Origin of the sequence: Enterobacter sp. IF2SW-B1 (assembly GCF_001743375.1) — a bacterium.
Taxonomy (GTDB): domain Bacteria; phylum Pseudomonadota; class Gammaproteobacteria; order Enterobacterales; family Enterobacteriaceae; genus Enterobacter; species Enterobacter bugandensis.
In genome coordinates this window covers 518,628-534,080 of the sequence record NZ_MJAA01000002.1, presented here as the reverse complement: position 1 = coordinate 534,080, position 15,453 = coordinate 518,628, and the positions used below count along the sequence as shown (strand labels likewise).

The following is a 15,453-nucleotide window of genomic DNA, read 5'->3' as shown; positions in this document are numbered from 1 at the left end:
TGGGCCTGATTATCGATTGTTTTGTGCTGAGCCCTGATTGCGTTTAGACGCATCCGGAACCAGACGATAAAAGGTTTCGCCCGGCTTAGTCATACTGAGTTCATTGCGTGCGCGCTCCTCAATCGCCTCCTGGCCGCCATTGAGGTCATCAATTTCAGCAAAAAGTTGATCGTTACGCGCCTTAAGTTTGGCATTTGTTGCCTGCTGAGCCGCGACGTCATCGCTCACCCGGCTGTAGTCGTGCAGCCCGTTCTTACCGAACCACAACGAATATTGCAGCCAGACCAGCAAAGCCAGCAACAGCAGCGTTAGTTTACCCATCCTGCCCCCTGAAAAAACGGCATCATCATCCCATAACTTTCCGTTCGACTCTACTGCGGGGTTTTAATTATGTCGCAAGTTAGCCCATCAGCCATAAAAACAGCAGGCCAAAGATGACGACAACGGTGGCAATCGTGATAACCGTACTGTACAGGAGCTTGCCGTTGAAAAGGGAATGCAGCGCAACCCCGACAACGACCGCAACGGGCATCAGCGCCAGGAAGAAGGGCCAGGTGTAGAGAAAGAAGAAAAGGGTGTTACCACCGTAGATCAAAAACGGGATACCCAGCGCCAGTAACCACGACGCAAAGCCGACTATCGCCCCAGGGAAGGACCAGGTCGTCTCATTGTCGGTGGTTAACGGTTCCGACCCGGTGGTGATAATGTAGTTTTCACTGTTGCGCATAGCTAATCCTGTGACCGTGACTCATCGTTCGGGAAGACAGCTCCCGAACGATACCGCCTCAGGATCTGATAATATCGTCCCGTCTGAGCAGGTCTAATAATTGGCTTACTAAATTTGTTACCAATTGTTGACCTTCCAGGTGAATCTCAGGCGATTCAGGCGCTTCGTAAACCGAGTCAATTCCGGTGAAGTTTCGCAGCTCGCCGGCACGCGCTTTTTTGTACAGCCCTTTCGGATCGCGCGCTTCGCAGATCTCCAGCGGCGTATCGACAAACACTTCGATAAAGCGATCCTGACCCACGCGCTCGCGCACCATCTGGCGCTCTGCGCGGTGTGGCGAGATAAACGCCGTCAGCACCACCAGCCCGGCGTCTGCCATCAGGCTGGCGACTTCACCTACCCGGCGAATGTTCTCTTTGCGGTCGTCGTCGCTGAACCCCAAATCGCTGCACAGGCCGTGACGCACGTTGTCGCCATCCAGCAGGTAGGTACTTACTCCCTGCTGATGCAGCGCCTCTTCCAGCGCGCCCGCCACCGTGGATTTACCGGAGCCAGACAGCCCGGTAAACCACAGCACCACCCCACGGTGGCCGTGGAGCTGTTCGCGCTGGGCGACGGTGACCGGATGAGGATGCCAGACGACGTTCTCATCATGGGCGGCCATTACTTGCCTCCCAGCAGATCGCGGGCGCCCCAGTGCGGGAAGTGCTTACGCACCAGCGCGTTCAGCTCCAGCTCGAAGGCGCTGAACTCAGAGGTCACGCTCACCTGCGCGTTAGGCTCGCGCACCATGCCAGCACCGACGGTAACGTTGGTCAGGCGGTCAATAAAGATCAGCCCGCCCGTCACCGGGTTCTGCTGATACGGATCCAGCACCAGCGGCTCGTCGAAGGTCAGATCCACCAGGCCAATACCATTCAGTGGCAGCTCGCTCACGTCACGGTGGGTCAGGTTGTTGATGTCCACCTGGAACTGAATGCCGTCCACGCGGGCGCGGGTTTTCTTGCCCGCAATTTTGATGTCGTAGCTCTGGCCTGCGGTCAGCGGCTGTTCGGCCATCCACACCACGTCCACGGACGCGCCCTGCACCGCCGTCAGCGTCTCCTGCGCGTCGACCAGCAGGTCACCGCGGCTGATATCAATTTCGTCTTTCAGCACCAGCGTGACCGCTTCCCCTGCCCCGGCTTCCTGCAGGTCGCCGTCGAACGTCACGATGCGAGCTATTGCTGACTCCACGCCGGATGGCAGCACCTTCACGCGCTGCCCCACCTTCACGGAACCGGAAGCAATAGTGCCGGAGAAGCCGCGGAAATCGAGGTTTGGACGGTTCACGTACTGCACCGGGAAGCGCATTGGCTGAGTGTCGACCACGCGATGAATTTCAACGGTTTCGAGCACTTCCAGCAGCGTCGGGCCGCTGTACCACGGCATGTTTACGCTCTGGGAGGCGACGTTATCCCCTTCCAGCGCCGAGAGCGGCACAAAGCGAATATCCAGGTTGCCCGGCAGCTGTTCGGCAAAGGTCAGGTAGCTCTGGCGGATCTCCTCGAATTTTTCTTCGCTGAAGTTCACCAGATCCATCTTGTTGACCGCCACCACCAGGTGCTTGATCCCCAGCAAAGTGGAGATAAAGCTGTGGCGACGGGTTTGATCCAGCACGCCTTTACGGGCGTCCATCAGCAGGATCGCCAGATCGCAGGTGGATGCGCCGGTCGCCATATTGCGGGTGTACTGCTCGTGCCCCGGGGTGTCGGCGATAATAAACTTGCGCTTCTCGGTGGAGAAATAGCGATAGGCCACGTCAATAGTGATGCCCTGCTCGCGCTCCGCCTGCAGGCCGTCCACCAGCAGCGCCAGGTCAAGTTTTTCGCCCTGGGTGCCGTGACGCTTGCTGTCGTTATGCAGGGAAGAGAGCTGATCTTCATAAATCTGGCGCGTGTCGTGCAGCAGGCGGCCAATAAGGGTACTTTTCCCGTCATCCACGCTGCCGCAGGTCAGAAAGCGCAGCAGGCTTTTATGTTGTTGGGCGTGCAGATACGCTTCCACGCCGCCTTCGTTGACAATTTGTTGAGCAATAGTGGTGTTCATGGCGGCTCCTTAGAAATAACCCTGACGTTTCTTCAGCTCCATGGAGCCTGCCTGGTCGCGGTCAATCACGCGCCCCTGTCGCTCGCTGGTGGTGGACACCAGCATCTCTTCGATGATCTCCGGCAGCGTCTGCGCGTTCGATTCCACCGCGCCGGTCAGCGGCCAGCAGCCGAGGGTACGGAAACGGACCATTTGTTTTTTGATCACTTCACCCGGCTGCAGGTCGATACGATCGTCGTCAATCATCATCAGCATGCCGTCGCGCTCCAGCACCGGGCGCTCGGCGGCCAGGTACAGCGGAACAATCTCGATGTTTTCCAGATAGATGTACTGCCAGATATCCAGCTCGGTCCAGTTAGAGAGCGGGAAGACGCGAATGCTTTCGCCCTTGTTGATCTGGCCGTTGTAGTTATGCCACAGCTCCGGGCGCTGGTTTTTCGGATCCCAGCGATGGAAGCGGTCGCGGAAGGAGTAGATACGCTCTTTGGCGCGGGATTTTTCTTCGTCACGCCGCGCGCCGCCGAAGGCCGCGTCAAAACCGTACTTGTTCAGCGCCTGCTTCAGCCCTTCGGTTTTCATGATGTCGGTATGCTTGGCGCTGCCGTGGACGAACGGGTTAATGCCCATCGCCACCCCTTCCGGATTTTTATGCACCAGCAGCTCGCAGCCGTAGGCTTTGGCGGTACGGTCGCGGAATTCGTACATTTCGCGGAATTTCCAGCCGGTATCCACGTGCAGCAGCGGGAACGGCAGCGTGCCCGGATAAAACGCTTTACGCGCCAGATGCAGCATGACGCTGGAATCTTTACCGATGGAGTACATCATCACCGGGTTAGAGAACTCGGCGGCCACTTCGCGGATAATATGGATACTTTCCGCTTCGAGCTGCCGCAGGTGAGTAAGTCGTTTTTGGTCCATAACCGTTCCTTAAGCCAAATTTACAACAGAAGAACCAAAGCCTTCTGTATCGGTTGTGTGTTGGAACCAGGCGAGGGTGCTGTGCAGCTGCACCACCTCTCCCACCACGATCAGGGCAGGCATCGGGGCGTCTTTCGCCAGGGTTGCAAGGTCTTGTAATGTGCCGATAGCAACATGCTGATCGACGCGCGTACCGCGAGAAATGACGGCAACGGGCGTCGTCGCCTCGCGACCGTGCTGAATAAGCTGTTCGCTGATGTCCGCCGCCTTCATCGTGCCCATGTATATCGCCAGCGTTTGTCGGCTCTGGGCGAGGTGCGACCAGTCGAACGGCGTGCTGTCGGCTTTATAGTGCCCGGTCACAAAGGTGACGCTCTGGGCGTAATCGCGATGGGTCAGCGGAATGCCGGCGTAGGCCGTGACGGCTGACGCCGCCGTGATGCCGGGCACCACCTGGAACGGCACGCCAGCTTCGGCTGCCGCCTGCAGTTCTTCACCGCCGCGACCGAAAATGAACGGGTCGCCCCCTTTCAGGCGCACCACGGTTTTGCCCGCTTTCGCGGCGTCAATCAGCATCTGGTTGGTATCGTGCTGCGGCACGGAGTGTTCCCCCGCCCGTTTGCCAACGCAGATTTGCTCCGCATCGCGACGGATCAGCTCGCGCACGCCATCGGTGACCAGGTGGTCGTAGAACACTACGTCCGCATCCTGCAGAACCTGCAGGCCGCGCAGCGTCAGCAAACCGGCATCCCCCGGCCCGGCTCCCACCAGAATAATTTCCCCGCCCGTACTGCCGGGGTTATCCAGTTCGTCTTCGAGAATTTTCTGCGCCGCCGTCTCATTGCCCGCCTGCATCAGGCTGGCAAAGCGGCCGCGAAATACGCGCTCCCAGAAGCGACGGCGTTCCGTCACGCTGGTCAGGCGGTTTTTTAAATGGTTGCGCCAGTAGCTGGCTTTCTCCGCCATGCGCCCGAGGCTGGTCGGCAGCAGCGCTTCGATCTTTTCCCGCAGCACGCGCGCCAACACCGGCGCGGTGCCGCCGGAGGAGATCGCCACCAGCAGCGGCGAGCGGTCAACGATCGACGGGAAGATAAACGAGCATAAAGGCTGGTCGTCCACCACGTTCACCAGACGGTAACGGGCCTGGGCCGCGTCGGAGACCCGCCGGTTAAGTTCCCGATTTTCAGTCGCCGCAATCACCAGCACCACGCTGTCGATCTGTGACTCGTCGAAATCCGCCTCTTCAACAACCCGCACCTGTGCCCCTGCGCGCTGCAAAAACGCGATTTTGCGATCGGCAATTTCTCCCGTGCCGACAACCAGTACCGGTCGGTCTTTTAAGGCGGCAAAAAGGGGCAGATAGTCCACAGGCAACAACTCACTAACAACGAGGAATAGAGGGACTATAGGGGGCGGCTTAGATCGAATGAAATTACGAATTGGAATGAGTAGTTACTCAATGGAATAACGCCGTGAAAAAGCAAATACCAAAAAATGCTTAACACGCGAAATTTCGGGCATTTAAGAGCAATTCAAATTGTGTATGGACGATCACAGTTTCATACTATGCACGTTATTATTTTGCTCTGTTTTTAAGGACTCACTATGTTTTCCGCAACGCGCCACCGTATTGCTGCCCTGGCGCTCGGCGTTTGCTTTATCCTTCCGGCTCAGGCAAAAAATCAACCCTATGGTGAAATCGCCACTATGCAGGCGCGACATATTGCGACGGTTTTCCCTGGCCGCATGACCGGTTCACCCGCGGAGATGCTCTCCGCCGACTATATTCGCCAGCAGTTTGCACAGATGGGCTACCAGAGTGACATACGCTCGTTTCACAGCCGCTACATCTATACCTCACGCAATAAAACGCAAAACTGGCATAACGTGACCGGCAGCACGGTGATTGCGGCGCATGAGGGGAAAGCGGCTGAGCAGATTATTATCATGGCGCACCTGGATACCTATGCGCCAATGAGCGACGCCGATATTGATAATAACCTCGGGGGACTGACGCTGCAGGGCATGGACGATAACGCAGCGGGTCTCGGCGTGATGCTTGAACTGGCTGAACGCCTTAAAAATATTCCGACGAAATACGGTATTCGCTTTGTGGCGACCAGCGGCGAAGAAGAAGGAAAACTCGGCGCTGAGAATCTCCTTAAACGGATGAGCGCTGAGGAGAAGAAAAATACGCTGCTGGTGATTAACCTCGATAACCTGATCGTGGGCGATAAGCTCTATTTTAATAGTGGACAGAGCACGCCGAGCAGCGTGCGTAAACTCACCCGCGACCGCGCGCTGGCGCTTGCCCGTACGCATGGCGTCTATGCTGCAACAAACCCAGGCGGTAACCCGGATTATCCAAAAGGCACTGGCTGTTGTAACGACGGGGAAGTGTTTGATAAGGCAGGCATTCCGGTGCTGTACGTCGAGGCGACGAACTGGGCGCTGGGCAAAAAGGATGGCTATCAGCAGCGCGCTAAATCGAAAGCGTTCCCGGACGGGACCAGCTGGCATGACGTGCGGCTGGATAATCAGCAGCACATTGATAAAACGCTGCCGCAGCGGATTGAGCACCGCAGCCGGGACGTGGTGAAAGTGATGCTGCCGCTGGTGAAGGAGCTGGCGAAAGCGGGCAAAGCCTGAGGTTTTTAAGTATAGCGGGGCCTGATGCCCTCACCCCAACCCTCTCCCACAGGGAGAGGGAGGATAAAGGATCACCCTTCGTGCAGCCCGCACTCGCGCTTGAGCCCGAAGAATCGCGTCTCTTCTTCCGCCATTCCCGGCTCCCATTTGCGCGTGGTGTGGGTGTCGCCCACGGACAGGTAGCCCTGGTCCCACAGCGGATGGTACTTGAGCCCGTGTTTTTGCAGGTACTGATACACCGTGCGGTTATCCCAGTCGATAATCGGCAGCACTTTGAACACGCCGCGCTGTACCGCCAGTACCGGTAAGGTTGCGCGGCTCCCGGACTGCTCGCGGCGCAGGCCGGCAAACCACGTTTGGGCGTTCAGCTCTTTCAGCGCCCGGTTCATCGGCTCAACTTTGTTGATCTCATTGTATTTCTCAATGCCCTCAACGCCCTGCTCCCACAGCTTGCCGTAGCGCGCCTCCTGCCAGGCCGCGCTTTCCGTTGCGCGGTAGACTTTGAGGTTCAGCCTGAGCTTGTCCGTCAGCTCGTCGATAAACTGGTAGGTTTCCGGGAACAGGTAGCCGGTATCGGTGAGGATCACCGGTATGTCCGGACGGATCTGATTCACCAGATGCAGGCTCACAGCCGCCTGAATACCAAAGCTCGACGAGAGCACATACTCTCCCGGCAGGTTTTCCAGCGCCCACGCCACGCGCCCTTCGGCGTCCAGCTTTTCAAGGTGAGCGTTAGTTTCTGCCAGGGCCAGAATGCGTTCGACTTTTGGCAGGTCATTAAGGGCGTTTAGATCGAGTACGGACATAATTACCTCTCGTGGTTACTCCCAGAAATCCCTGGCGGGATCGAGCACCGGGCGAATGATGCCCGCACGCACCGTAAAGTCGCCGAAGCCTTCACCCGCTTCGCGCTCTTTCGCCCAGCGCCCGACAAGCTCGTCGATGGAATCAAGAATTTCCGGCTCGGTGATGTTCTCGCGGAACATACGTGGAATACGCGTGCCGATACGGTTACCGCCCAGGTGCAGGTTATAACGACCCGGCGCTTTCCCCACCAGCCCCAGCTCGGCCAGCATCGCACGACCGCAGCCGTTCGGGCAGCCCGTCACGCGCATAACAATATGCTCGTCCGGAATACCGTGTTTTTCCAGAATCGCTTCCACTTTGTCAGTAAATGACGGCAGGAAACGCTCGGCTTCGGCCATCGCCAGCGGACAGGTCGGGAACGACACGCAGGCCATGGAGTTTTCACGCTGTGGCTTCACCGCATTCATCAACCCGTGCTCGCGCGCCAGCTCCTCAATTTTCGCCTTTTCGCTTTCCGGCACGCTGGCGACGATCAGGTTCTGGTTAGCGGTGATACGGAACTCGCCTTTGTGGATCTTCGCGATTTCCAGCAGACCGGTTTTCAGCGGGCGGCCCGGATAATCCAGAATACGGCCATTTTCAATGAACAGCGTCAGGTGCCAGTTATTGTCGATGCCTTTCACCCAGCCGATGCGATCGCCGCGACCGGTGAATTCGTAAGGGCGGATCGGCTCAAATTTGATCCCCGCACGACGCTCCACTTCCTCTTTGAACGTTTCAACGCCCACGCGCTCCAGAGTGTACTTGGTTTTTGCGTTTTTACGGTCGGTACGGTTGCCCCAGTCGCGCTGGGTGGTCACTACTGCTTCCGCCACAGCCAGCGTGTGCTCCAGCGGCAGGAAGCCGAACTCGCTCGCGGTGCGGGCGTAGGTTTTCTTGTTACCGTGCTCAATAGACAGGCCGCCGCCCACCAGCAGGTTAAAGCCAATCAGCTTGCCGTTTTCGGCAATCGCCACGAAGTTCATGTCGTTGGCGTGCAGATCGATGTCGTTCTGCGGCGGGATCACCACCGTGGTTTTGAACTTACGCGGCAGGTAGGTCTGACCGAGGATCGGTTCTTCGTCAGTGGTCGCGACTTTCTCCTGATCGAGCCAGATCTCCGCATAGGCGCGGGTACGCGGCAGCAGGTGCTCGGAAATTTTCTTCGCCCACTCATACGCTTCGGCGTGCAGCTCGGACTCGTACGGGTTCGAGGTGCAGAGCACGTTACGGTTCATGTCGTTGGCGGTCGCCAGCGCGTCCAGTCCCACGGAGTGCAGCATCTGGTGCACCGGCTTCACGTTCTTCTTCAGAATCCCGTGGAACTGGAAGGTCTGACGGTTGGTCAGGCGGATGCTGCCATAAATCGTGTTTTCACCCGCAAATTTGTCGATCGCCTGCCACTGTTTGGTGGTGATCACTCCACCCGGCAGGCGGCAGCGCAGCAGCATCGCGTGGCGCGGCTCCAGCTTCTGTTCTGCGCGCTCGGCGCGGATATCGCGGTCGTCCTGCTGATACATGCCGTGGAAACGGATCAGCAGGAAGTTGTCGCCTTTGAAACCGCCGGTCAGGCCGTCATTCAGATCTTCAGCAATGGTGCCGCGCAGATAGTTGCTTTCCAGCTTCATGCGCTCGGCGTCTGTCAATTTACCTTCGACCATCAGTGGCCCTGGATGTTTTTCGCTCATTAGTAGACATCTCGCTGATAACGGCGCTCAACGCGCAGCTCACTTAAAAATTCATCCGCCGCTTCGGCATCCATACCGCCGAATTCGGCAATCACTTCCAGCAGTGCCTGCTCAACGTCTTTCGCCATGCGATTGGCGTCGCCGCAGACATAAATGTGGGCACCGTCATTGATCCAGCGCCACAGCTCTGCGCCCTGTTCGCGCAGTTTGTCTTGTACGTATACTTTTTCTTTCTGATCGCGGGACCAGGCCAGATCGATGCGGGTCAGTACGCCCTCTTTGACGTAGCGCTGCCACTCAACCTGGTAGAGGAAATCTTCAGTAAAGTGCGGGTTGCCGAAGAACAGCCAGTTTTTACCCGGCGCTTCATCCGCGGCACGCTGCTGCATAAAGGCGCGGAACGGCGCGATGCCGGTGCCCGGGCCAATCATGATCACCGGAGTTTCCGGGTTCGCCGGCAGGCGGAAGTTGTCGTTGTGCTCGATAAAGACGCGCACCTCGCCCTCTTCTTCCACGCGGTCCGCCAGGAAGCTTGATGCCCCACCCGCGCGGGCGCGGCCTTCGATGTCGTAGCGCACCACGCCGACGGTAACGTGAACTTCGCTTTCCACTTCCGCCTGGGAAGAGGCGATAGAGTACAGGCGTGGGGTCAGCGGACGCAGCAGACCGATCAGCGCATCGGCATCCAGCTGTGCCGGAGAGAAACGCACCATATCGACAATCGGCGTCGTCGCGGCGTAATGCTGCAGCTTCGCTTTGTCGCCCACCAGCGGCAGCAGGGATTCGCTGCGCGTTAGGGTGGCATAATTCTCGACGATATTCGGAGTGTTCACCGTCAGCTCGAAATGCCACTGCAGCGCCTCTGAAAGTGGCTGGGTTTTGCCGTCAACGGTGACGGGCTCGTCACCCTTCAGCCACAGCAGTTCCACCAGCTCTTTCACCAGCGCCGGATCGTTCTGATACCAGACGCCCAGCGCATCGCCAGGCTGATAGCGCAGGCCGGAGTCGCCAAGATCGATTTCAATATGGCGCACGTCTTTTTCCGAGTCGCGGCCCGTAATTTTCTGGTTCACCGACAGGCTCGCCGTTAGCGGCGACTCTTTGGTGTACGGGCTGGTGTGGATCTCATTGACGGTGCCCGCAGCGGTCACCGCGGCCTGCGCTGGCGTCTCTTTCGGGACGCGGGCTTTCAATACCTCAACGATGCGCGCACGCCATTCAGCGGCGGCAGTCTGGTATTCCACATCCGCGTCCACGCGGTCCAGCAGGCGCTCCGCGCCCAGCTCCGCCAGCTTGCTGTCGAAGTCTTTACCGGACTGGCAGAAGAATTCATAGGAGGTATCGCCCAGGCCAAAGACGGCAAACGCCGTGCCATTCAGCTTAGGGGCTTTTTTTGAGAACAGGAACTTGTGCAGCGCCACCGCTTCTTCAGCGGGTTCACCTTCCCCCTGGGTCGAGGCGACCATCACCAGCAGTTTTTCTGACGCGATTTGTTTGAATTTATAATCCCCGGCGTTGACCAGGTTCACGTTCAGTTTGGCGGCCAGCAGATCATCACGCAGCGCTTCGGCCACGCGGCGGGCGTTGCCCGTCTGCGAGGCGCTAATCAGCGTAATGGCAGGAATTTCCACGGCCGTTGCCGGTGCGCCAGCCACCGCGCCAGGCTGCTGGTTGAGCATTCCCCAGAAATAACCGGAGACCCAGGCAAGCTGAGTGGGAGAAAAATCAGAGGTGGCAGCCTGAAGGCGCGCCAGTTGCTCCGGGTTAAGGGGAAGCAAATTTGAAGGTGAGGCCTGTGTTGTCATGCGTCGTTATGTTCCAGTAGCCAAGCGGACTTTAAGCGAATAAATCCAAACTGAAGATAAGGTTAACGGCGTGGATAATAACAATTAAAGAAGGGATGGAAATAATAAATAACCAAATGGACTAACCTGTTTTAGTTATCGTTCTTAGCGATAAAAACGATTGAATAACCATTTGAAATAAAAGAATAAAAACCAATAATCACCCTGAATACCGGGCGTTCACCGTTCAGAGCCGTTTTAGTTAATGCTAAAAATTGTGCTTTCCGGTACTATGCGGCGGTTTTTTCCGCATTACTGAGAGCGATCATGTCCACCACACTGTTTAAAGATTTCACCTTCGAAGCCGCCCACCACCTTCCGCACGTTCCTGCAGGACATAAATGCGGCCGCCTGCACGGGCATTCGTTTATGGTGCGTCTTGAGATCACCGGTGAAGTTGATCCGCATACCGGTTGGATCATGGACTTTGCCGAGCTGAAGGCCGCGTTTAAGCCGACCTACGATCGTCTGGATCACTACTATCTCAACGATATTCCGGGTCTGGAAAACCCGACCAGCGAAGTGCTGGCAAAATGGATCTGGGATCAGATGAAGCCGCTGGTACCGCTGCTGAGCGCGGTGATGATCAAAGAAACCTGCACGGCAGGCTGCGTGTATCGCGGAGAGTAAAAAAAGCCCGGCAAAACCGGGATTTTTTCTAGGCAATATTCAGATACTTGTGCGTCTGCATCGACAGGCGCCAGTTGCGCGCAATGCAGGTTTCAATGCACAGGCGCGTCGCATCCTCTTTCTGGCTGATCGGCTGCAGGGCGATTACCCGCTGCTTCTCGTCCGTCAGCGTCGCCAGCAGTTCATCCAGCGCTTCGATATCACGTACGCGTCCTACCGGATGCTTAATTTCATCCGCGCGCTCCAGCGCCTGAGACAGCACGTCATACCCGCCACGCATATTCACTTTTGGCGATACCGTCACCCAGGTGGTGTGTGAACAGCGCACTTCATGGGTGCCGCTGGTCTCAATCTGGCAGCTGTAGCCGTTCTTTTCGAGCAGCTCGGTCAGCGGCGTCAGATCGTGAATGCAGGGTTCGCCGCCGGTGATGACGACGTGGCGAGCCGTCCAGCCCTGGCGACCAATAATGGCCAGCAGGTCTTCTGCACTGCCCGCGCCCCACTTATCGCTCTCTTTGGTTTTCGCCAGAATGCTAAACAGCGACACTTCCCGATCTGCGAGCTTATCCCACGTATGTTTGGTATCACACCAGGCACAGCCAACCGGGCATCCCTGTAAACGAATAAAGATAGCGGGAACGCCGGTAAAGTAACCCTCGCCTTGCAGGGTCTGGAACATCTCGTTAATCGGGTACTGCATAGTCATCTCAGTAAAGGGGATAAACGATAAGTATCGCAGATCCCCGTCGGATGGTCATGCTCCATCGGTGCTTTGCGCGCTTATCGCCGCCATAAAGCGCGCGGTAATTTGCTGTGGGCGGGTGATCGCCCCGCCGACAACGACCGTATGCGCGCCCAGCGCCAGACACCGGGCCGCGCGCTCGGGCGTATCCACGTTGCCTTCGGCAACCACGGGGACCGTCACGGCCGCCAGCACCGCTTTCAGGAACGCACAGTCATTCTCCGGAAGCGTATGGCCTGCCGTTTCCGCCGTATAGCCGTACAGCGTGGTGCCAACGCAGTCAAAGCCAAGCGTCTGCGCCGTCACGGCTTCGTCTACGGTGGAAATATCTGCCATCAGCAGTACCGAGGGGTAACGTGAGCGGATGGCCGTGACCAGTGTTTCCAGGGATTCACCGTCAGGACGTTCCCGCGCCGTCGCATCAAGGGCAATGATTTCCGGAGAGACGGCCATGAGCTCATCCACCTCTTTCATCGTAGCGGTGATAAATACTTCGCTCCCTGGATAGTCCCGTTTGATGATGCCGATAACCGGTAAAGACACCTGCTGTTTAATGGCCTCGATATCCACCACGCTGTTGGCGCGAATGGCGAAGGCTCCACCCTGTGCCGCCGCCAGCGCCATTCGCGACATGATAAACGGGCTGTGCAGCGGTTCGTTTTCCAGCGCCTGACAGGAGACGACCAGTTTTCCCTTCAGGTTATCCAGTACATTTTTCATTACGATAAGATCTCTTCCACTTCGTTTTTGATAATTGTGACGTGCGGGCCATAAATGACCTGTACACCGTTACCGCGCACGATAACGCCTCGCGCGCCGGTGGCTTTCAGCGCCGCGTCATTCACTTTGCTGCCGTCTTTGACCGTCACGCGAAGGCGCGTGGCGCAGCAGTCCACCTCTTCCAGATTGTCTTTTCCGCCCAACCCGGCGATCACCGCCGCAGCGCGCTCGCTTTGCGGCAGGCTGACGTCATCAACCATCGCCTCCTTTTCACGGCCCGGCGTGGCGAAATCAAAGCGGTTAATCAGGTAGCGGAAAGTGAAGTAGTAGAGGAAGAACCACGGCACGCCGACCAGCGGAACGAACATCCAGTTGGTTTTGGCCTCCCCCTGCAAAATGCCAAACAGCACGAAGTCAATAAAACCGCCGGAGAAGGTCTGCCCGATGGTGATGTGCAGCATGTGCGCGAGCATAAACGCCAGCCCGTCAAACAGCGCGTGAATGACGTAGAGCACCGGGGCAATGAACAGGAAGGAGAACTCGATGGGCTCGGTAATTCCCGTCAGGAATGAGGTTAACGCCGCGGAGAGCAGCAGCCCGGCAACGCGCTTTTTGTTCTCCGGTTTCGCCGTATGATACATCGCCAGGCAGGCACCGAGCAGGCCAAACATCATCGTGATAAAGCGCCCGGACATGAAGCGTGACGTGCCTTCATAGAAATGCTGCGTGTTCGGGTCGGCGAGCTGAGCGAAGAAGATCCGCTGCGTGCCCTCAACCAGGTGGCCGTTGACGATCTCGCTGCCGCCGAGCGCGGTGGTCCAGAACGGCAGATAGAAGATGTGATGCAGACCAAACGGGCCAAGCATGCGCAAAATAAAGCCGTACAGCAGCGTGCCAAGATAACCGGTGGCATCCACCAGCCCGCCCAGACCAAAAATAAGCTTCTGGAAATGCGGCCAGACCACGGTCATGATCGCGCCAACGAGTATCGCCGCCAGCGAGCTGATAATCGGGACAAAGCGCGAGCCGCCAAAAAAGCCCAGGAACTGCGGAAGCGCGATCTTGTTAAACCGATGATGCAGCGCGCAGGTCACGAGACCAATCACCACGCCGCCAAACACCCCGGTTTCCAGCGTCTGAATACCCAGCGTCATGCCCTGCCCTACAGCGCCCGGGTTCTCGTGCGCCAGTTTGCCGGTGAGGATCAGCAGCGCGTTGATGGTGGCGTTCATCACCAGAAACGCGAGTAGCGCTGCCAGCCCCGCCGTGCCCTTATCGTTTTTTGCCAGCCCGACGGCCACCCCAACCGCAAACAGCACCGAGAGGTTCGCAAACACAATCGAACCCGCACTGCTCATGATGGTGAAAATGGCTTGCAGCCAGCCCACATCTAAAAACGGATAGGCCGCCAGCGTATTAGGGTTCGATAACGCCCCGCCGATACCGAGCAGCAGACCCGCCGCGGGCAATACGGCGATAGGCAACATAAAGGATTTGCCAAAGCGCTGCGCTTTTTCAAACCATCCACCCGACGAAGCGCCACTGAATATTTGCATCATTTTTTCATCCCCCCATTAAAAGATGAAAATTTTTACCATATAAATATTTTATAGTGAAAATTATCATCACAAACCAGGAGGCCGATCATACTTTTTTAAAATGACTGGCATCTTTCCCCCGCTTTCCGCCACACTAGTCGCAGTGAAACACATTAAGGACGTGGCATGTCGGACCATGAAAACCTGCTGCTGAAGCTCCGCCAGGAGGCTTCCGGGTACAGCCCAACGCAACAAAAACTCGGTGAGTTTGTCCTCAGCGACCCTGCCCGGGTGCTCTACCTGACCATCACCGAACTGGCGCGAGAGAGCCACACCAGCGAGGCCAGCGTGACGCGTCTTTGCCGGACGCTGGGGTGCAAGGGGTATAACGAATTCAAAATGGCGCTGGCGCTGGATATTCAGCAGGGTCAGCCCGCGCGTCAGGCGGGGGATGAGATTGACAGCGTGGTGGATGAATCGGTGCAGGCTCTGCAGGATACCGCGAGACTCCTCGACCGCGCGCTGCTTGAAAAAGCCGCACTGGCGCTGCATCAGGCGCAGTCCGTGCAGATTTATGGCGTCGCGGCCAGCGCAATCCTCGGGGAGTATCTGCATTACAAGTTATTAAGGCTGGGTAAATCCGCACAGCTGTTTAGCGATATGCACCGCGCAGCCATGAATGCGACCACGCTTTCGGCAGAGACGCTGGTGGTGGCGATCTCCAGCTCCGGTTCAACGCGAGATTTACTTCACGTGGTGAAACTTGCCCGCAAGCGCGGGGTGAAGGTTCTGGCGCTCAGCAACACGCCCCGCAGCCCGCTGGCGTCTCTTAGCGATATGCTGCTGGTGGCCGCCAAGCCAGAAGGCCCTCTTAGCGCGGGCGCGCTCAATGCCAAAGTTGGGGTGATGCTGCTGGTCGAATTACTTACGACATCCATGATTGCGCTGGATGGTCATTACGCTGACGTCAGCCAGCAAACGGCCAGCGCCACGCTTCCTCTTCTGCTCTGAAAACCCTTCGCAGGCTAAATAAAATAGCCTGCGTTTTATTTTGCTCAATTTT

15 protein-coding genes are annotated in these 15,453 nt (G+C 57.4%); 3 read left to right on the top strand and 12 right to left on the bottom strand.

The annotated features are described in order from the left end of the window. Positions 1 to 9: 9 nt before the first annotated feature. From ftsB to cysG, 6 genes are all read right to left on the bottom strand, one after another. Entirely contained in the window at positions 10 to 321 is a 312-nt protein-coding gene (gene ftsB, locus A6013_RS06900) for a cell division protein FtsB (RefSeq protein ID WP_003862095.1), read from the bottom strand. A gap of 79 nt (positions 322 to 400) precedes the next feature. Next, on the bottom strand, positions 401 to 727 hold the full coding sequence (locus A6013_RS06895; protein ID WP_028014241.1) for a DUF3561 family protein: 327 nt from the start codon (positions 725 to 727) through the stop codon (positions 401 to 403). A gap of 58 nt (positions 728 to 785) precedes the next feature. Beyond that, on the bottom strand, positions 786 to 1,391 hold the full coding sequence (gene cysC, locus A6013_RS06890) for an adenylyl-sulfate kinase (protein WP_028014242.1): 606 nt from the start codon (positions 1,389 to 1,391) through the stop codon (positions 786 to 788). After that, complete coding sequence (cysN, locus tag A6013_RS06885) at positions 1,391 to 2,815, bottom strand: sulfate adenylyltransferase subunit CysN (RefSeq protein ID WP_069732765.1); 1,425 nt, start codon at positions 2,813 to 2,815, stop codon at positions 1,391 to 1,393. The genes cysC and cysN overlap by 1 nt, the downstream gene beginning before the upstream one ends. 9 nt (positions 2,816 to 2,824) lie before the next feature. Then, positions 2,825 to 3,733 (bottom strand): sulfate adenylyltransferase subunit CysD, encoded by a 909-nt coding sequence (gene cysD / locus A6013_RS06880; RefSeq protein WP_008499613.1) that lies wholly within the window; start codon positions 3,731 to 3,733, stop codon positions 2,825 to 2,827. A 9-nt stretch (positions 3,734 to 3,742) separates the two neighbouring features. After that, the gene (cysG, locus tag A6013_RS06875; protein ID WP_162196524.1) at positions 3,743 to 5,092 is read right to left on the bottom strand and encodes a siroheme synthase CysG; all 1,350 of its coding nucleotides are present in this window, start codon (positions 5,090 to 5,092) and stop codon (positions 3,743 to 3,745) included. 246 nt (positions 5,093 to 5,338) lie between these two features. On the opposite strand from cysG, the gene A6013_RS06870 reads away from it, so the two are divergent. Further along, positions 5,339 to 6,382, top strand: a complete 1,044-nt coding sequence (locus tag A6013_RS06870; RefSeq protein ID WP_028014245.1) for an aminopeptidase — start codon at positions 5,339 to 5,341, stop codon at positions 6,380 to 6,382. A 71-nt stretch (positions 6,383 to 6,453) separates the two neighbouring features. Here A6013_RS06870 and cysH read toward each other — a convergent pair whose 3' ends face one another. Genes cysH through cysJ form a run of 3 tightly spaced genes read right to left on the bottom strand, consistent with a single transcriptional unit; the run spans position 6,454 to position 10,721 of the window. Then, positions 6,454 to 7,188 carry a phosphoadenosine phosphosulfate reductase gene (cysH, locus tag A6013_RS06865; protein WP_008499616.1) on the bottom strand — a complete coding sequence of 245 codons (735 nt, stop codon included), beginning with the start codon at positions 7,186 to 7,188 and terminating at the stop codon, positions 6,454 to 6,456. 15 nt (positions 7,189 to 7,203) lie between these two features. Beyond that, positions 7,204 to 8,916, bottom strand: coding sequence for an assimilatory sulfite reductase (NADPH) hemoprotein subunit (cysI, locus tag A6013_RS06860; RefSeq protein ID WP_069732764.1), 1,713 nt, complete (start codon positions 8,914 to 8,916; stop codon positions 7,204 to 7,206). Then, a complete protein-coding gene (cysJ, locus tag A6013_RS06855) occupies positions 8,916 to 10,721 on the bottom strand; it encodes an NADPH-dependent assimilatory sulfite reductase flavoprotein subunit (protein WP_069732763.1) in 1,806 nt (601 codons plus the stop codon). Before cysJ ends, cysI begins: the two co-directional genes overlap by 1 nt. 306 nt (positions 10,722 to 11,027) lie before the next feature. Between cysJ and queD the strand changes: the two genes are divergently transcribed. Next, a complete protein-coding gene (queD, locus tag A6013_RS06850) occupies positions 11,028 to 11,390 on the top strand; it encodes a 6-carboxytetrahydropterin synthase QueD (protein WP_003862700.1) in 363 nt (120 codons plus the stop codon). 28 nt (positions 11,391 to 11,418) lie between these two features. Here queD and queE read toward each other — a convergent pair whose 3' ends face one another. From queE to A6013_RS06835, 3 genes are read right to left on the bottom strand one after another with little or no spacing between them, the layout of a single operon-like run. Further along, the gene (gene queE, locus A6013_RS06845) at positions 11,419 to 12,090 is read right to left on the bottom strand and encodes a 7-carboxy-7-deazaguanine synthase QueE (RefSeq protein ID WP_028014249.1); all 672 of its coding nucleotides are present in this window, start codon (positions 12,088 to 12,090) and stop codon (positions 11,419 to 11,421) included. Positions 12,091 to 12,144: 54 nt separating this feature from the next. Next, a complete protein-coding gene (locus A6013_RS06840; protein ID WP_069732762.1) occupies positions 12,145 to 12,852 on the bottom strand; it encodes an N-acetylmannosamine-6-phosphate 2-epimerase in 708 nt (235 codons plus the stop codon). Continuing rightward, positions 12,852 to 14,411, bottom strand: a complete 1,560-nt coding sequence (locus tag A6013_RS06835) for a maltose/glucose-specific PTS transporter subunit IIC (RefSeq protein ID WP_069732761.1) — start codon at positions 14,409 to 14,411, stop codon at positions 12,852 to 12,854. Before A6013_RS06835 ends, A6013_RS06840 begins: the two co-directional genes overlap by 1 nt. 165 nt (positions 14,412 to 14,576) lie before the next feature. On the opposite strand from A6013_RS06835, the gene A6013_RS06830 reads away from it, so the two are divergent. Further along, complete coding sequence (locus A6013_RS06830; RefSeq protein WP_028014252.1) at positions 14,577 to 15,401, top strand: MurR/RpiR family transcriptional regulator; 825 nt, start codon at positions 14,577 to 14,579, stop codon at positions 15,399 to 15,401. The last annotated feature ends 52 nt before the right edge of the window (positions 15,402 to 15,453 follow it).

Bases quoted from the DNA above. Each gene is read 5' to 3' on its own strand.
- ftsB (WP_003862095.1), bottom strand. From the start codon at position 321: ATGGGTAAACTAACGCTGCTGTTGCTGGCTTTGCTGGTCTGGCTGCAA.
- A6013_RS06895 (WP_028014241.1), bottom strand. From the start codon at position 727: ATGCGCAACAGTGAAAACTACATTATCACCACCGGGTCGGAACCGTTA.
- cysC (WP_028014242.1), bottom strand. From the start codon at position 1,391: ATGGCCGCCCATGATGAGAACGTCGTCTGGCATCCTCATCCGGTCACC.
- cysN (WP_069732765.1), bottom strand. From the start codon at position 2,815: ATGAACACCACTATTGCTCAACAAATTGTCAACGAAGGCGGCGTGGAA.
- cysD (WP_008499613.1), bottom strand. From the start codon at position 3,733: ATGGACCAAAAACGACTTACTCACCTGCGGCAGCTCGAAGCGGAAAGT.
- A6013_RS06870 (WP_028014245.1), top strand. From the start codon at position 5,339: ATGTTTTCCGCAACGCGCCACCGTATTGCTGCCCTGGCGCTCGGCGTT.
- cysH (WP_008499616.1), bottom strand. From the start codon at position 7,188: ATGTCCGTACTCGATCTAAACGCCCTTAATGACCTGCCAAAAGTCGAA.
- cysI (WP_069732764.1), bottom strand. From the start codon at position 8,916: ATGAGCGAAAAACATCCAGGGCCACTGATGGTCGAAGGTAAATTGACA.
- cysJ (WP_069732763.1), bottom strand. From the start codon at position 10,721: ATGACAACACAGGCCTCACCTTCAAATTTGCTTCCCCTTAACCCGGAG.
- queD (WP_003862700.1), top strand. From the start codon at position 11,028: ATGTCCACCACACTGTTTAAAGATTTCACCTTCGAAGCCGCCCACCAC.
- queE (WP_028014249.1), bottom strand. From the start codon at position 12,090: ATGCAGTACCCGATTAACGAGATGTTCCAGACCCTGCAAGGCGAGGGT.
- A6013_RS06840 (WP_069732762.1), bottom strand. From the start codon at position 12,852: ATGAAAAATGTACTGGATAACCTGAAGGGAAAACTGGTCGTCTCCTGT.
- A6013_RS06835 (WP_069732761.1), bottom strand. From the start codon at position 14,411: ATGATGCAAATATTCAGTGGCGCTTCGTCGGGTGGATGGTTTGAAAAA.
- A6013_RS06830 (WP_028014252.1), top strand. From the start codon at position 14,577: ATGTCGGACCATGAAAACCTGCTGCTGAAGCTCCGCCAGGAGGCTTCC.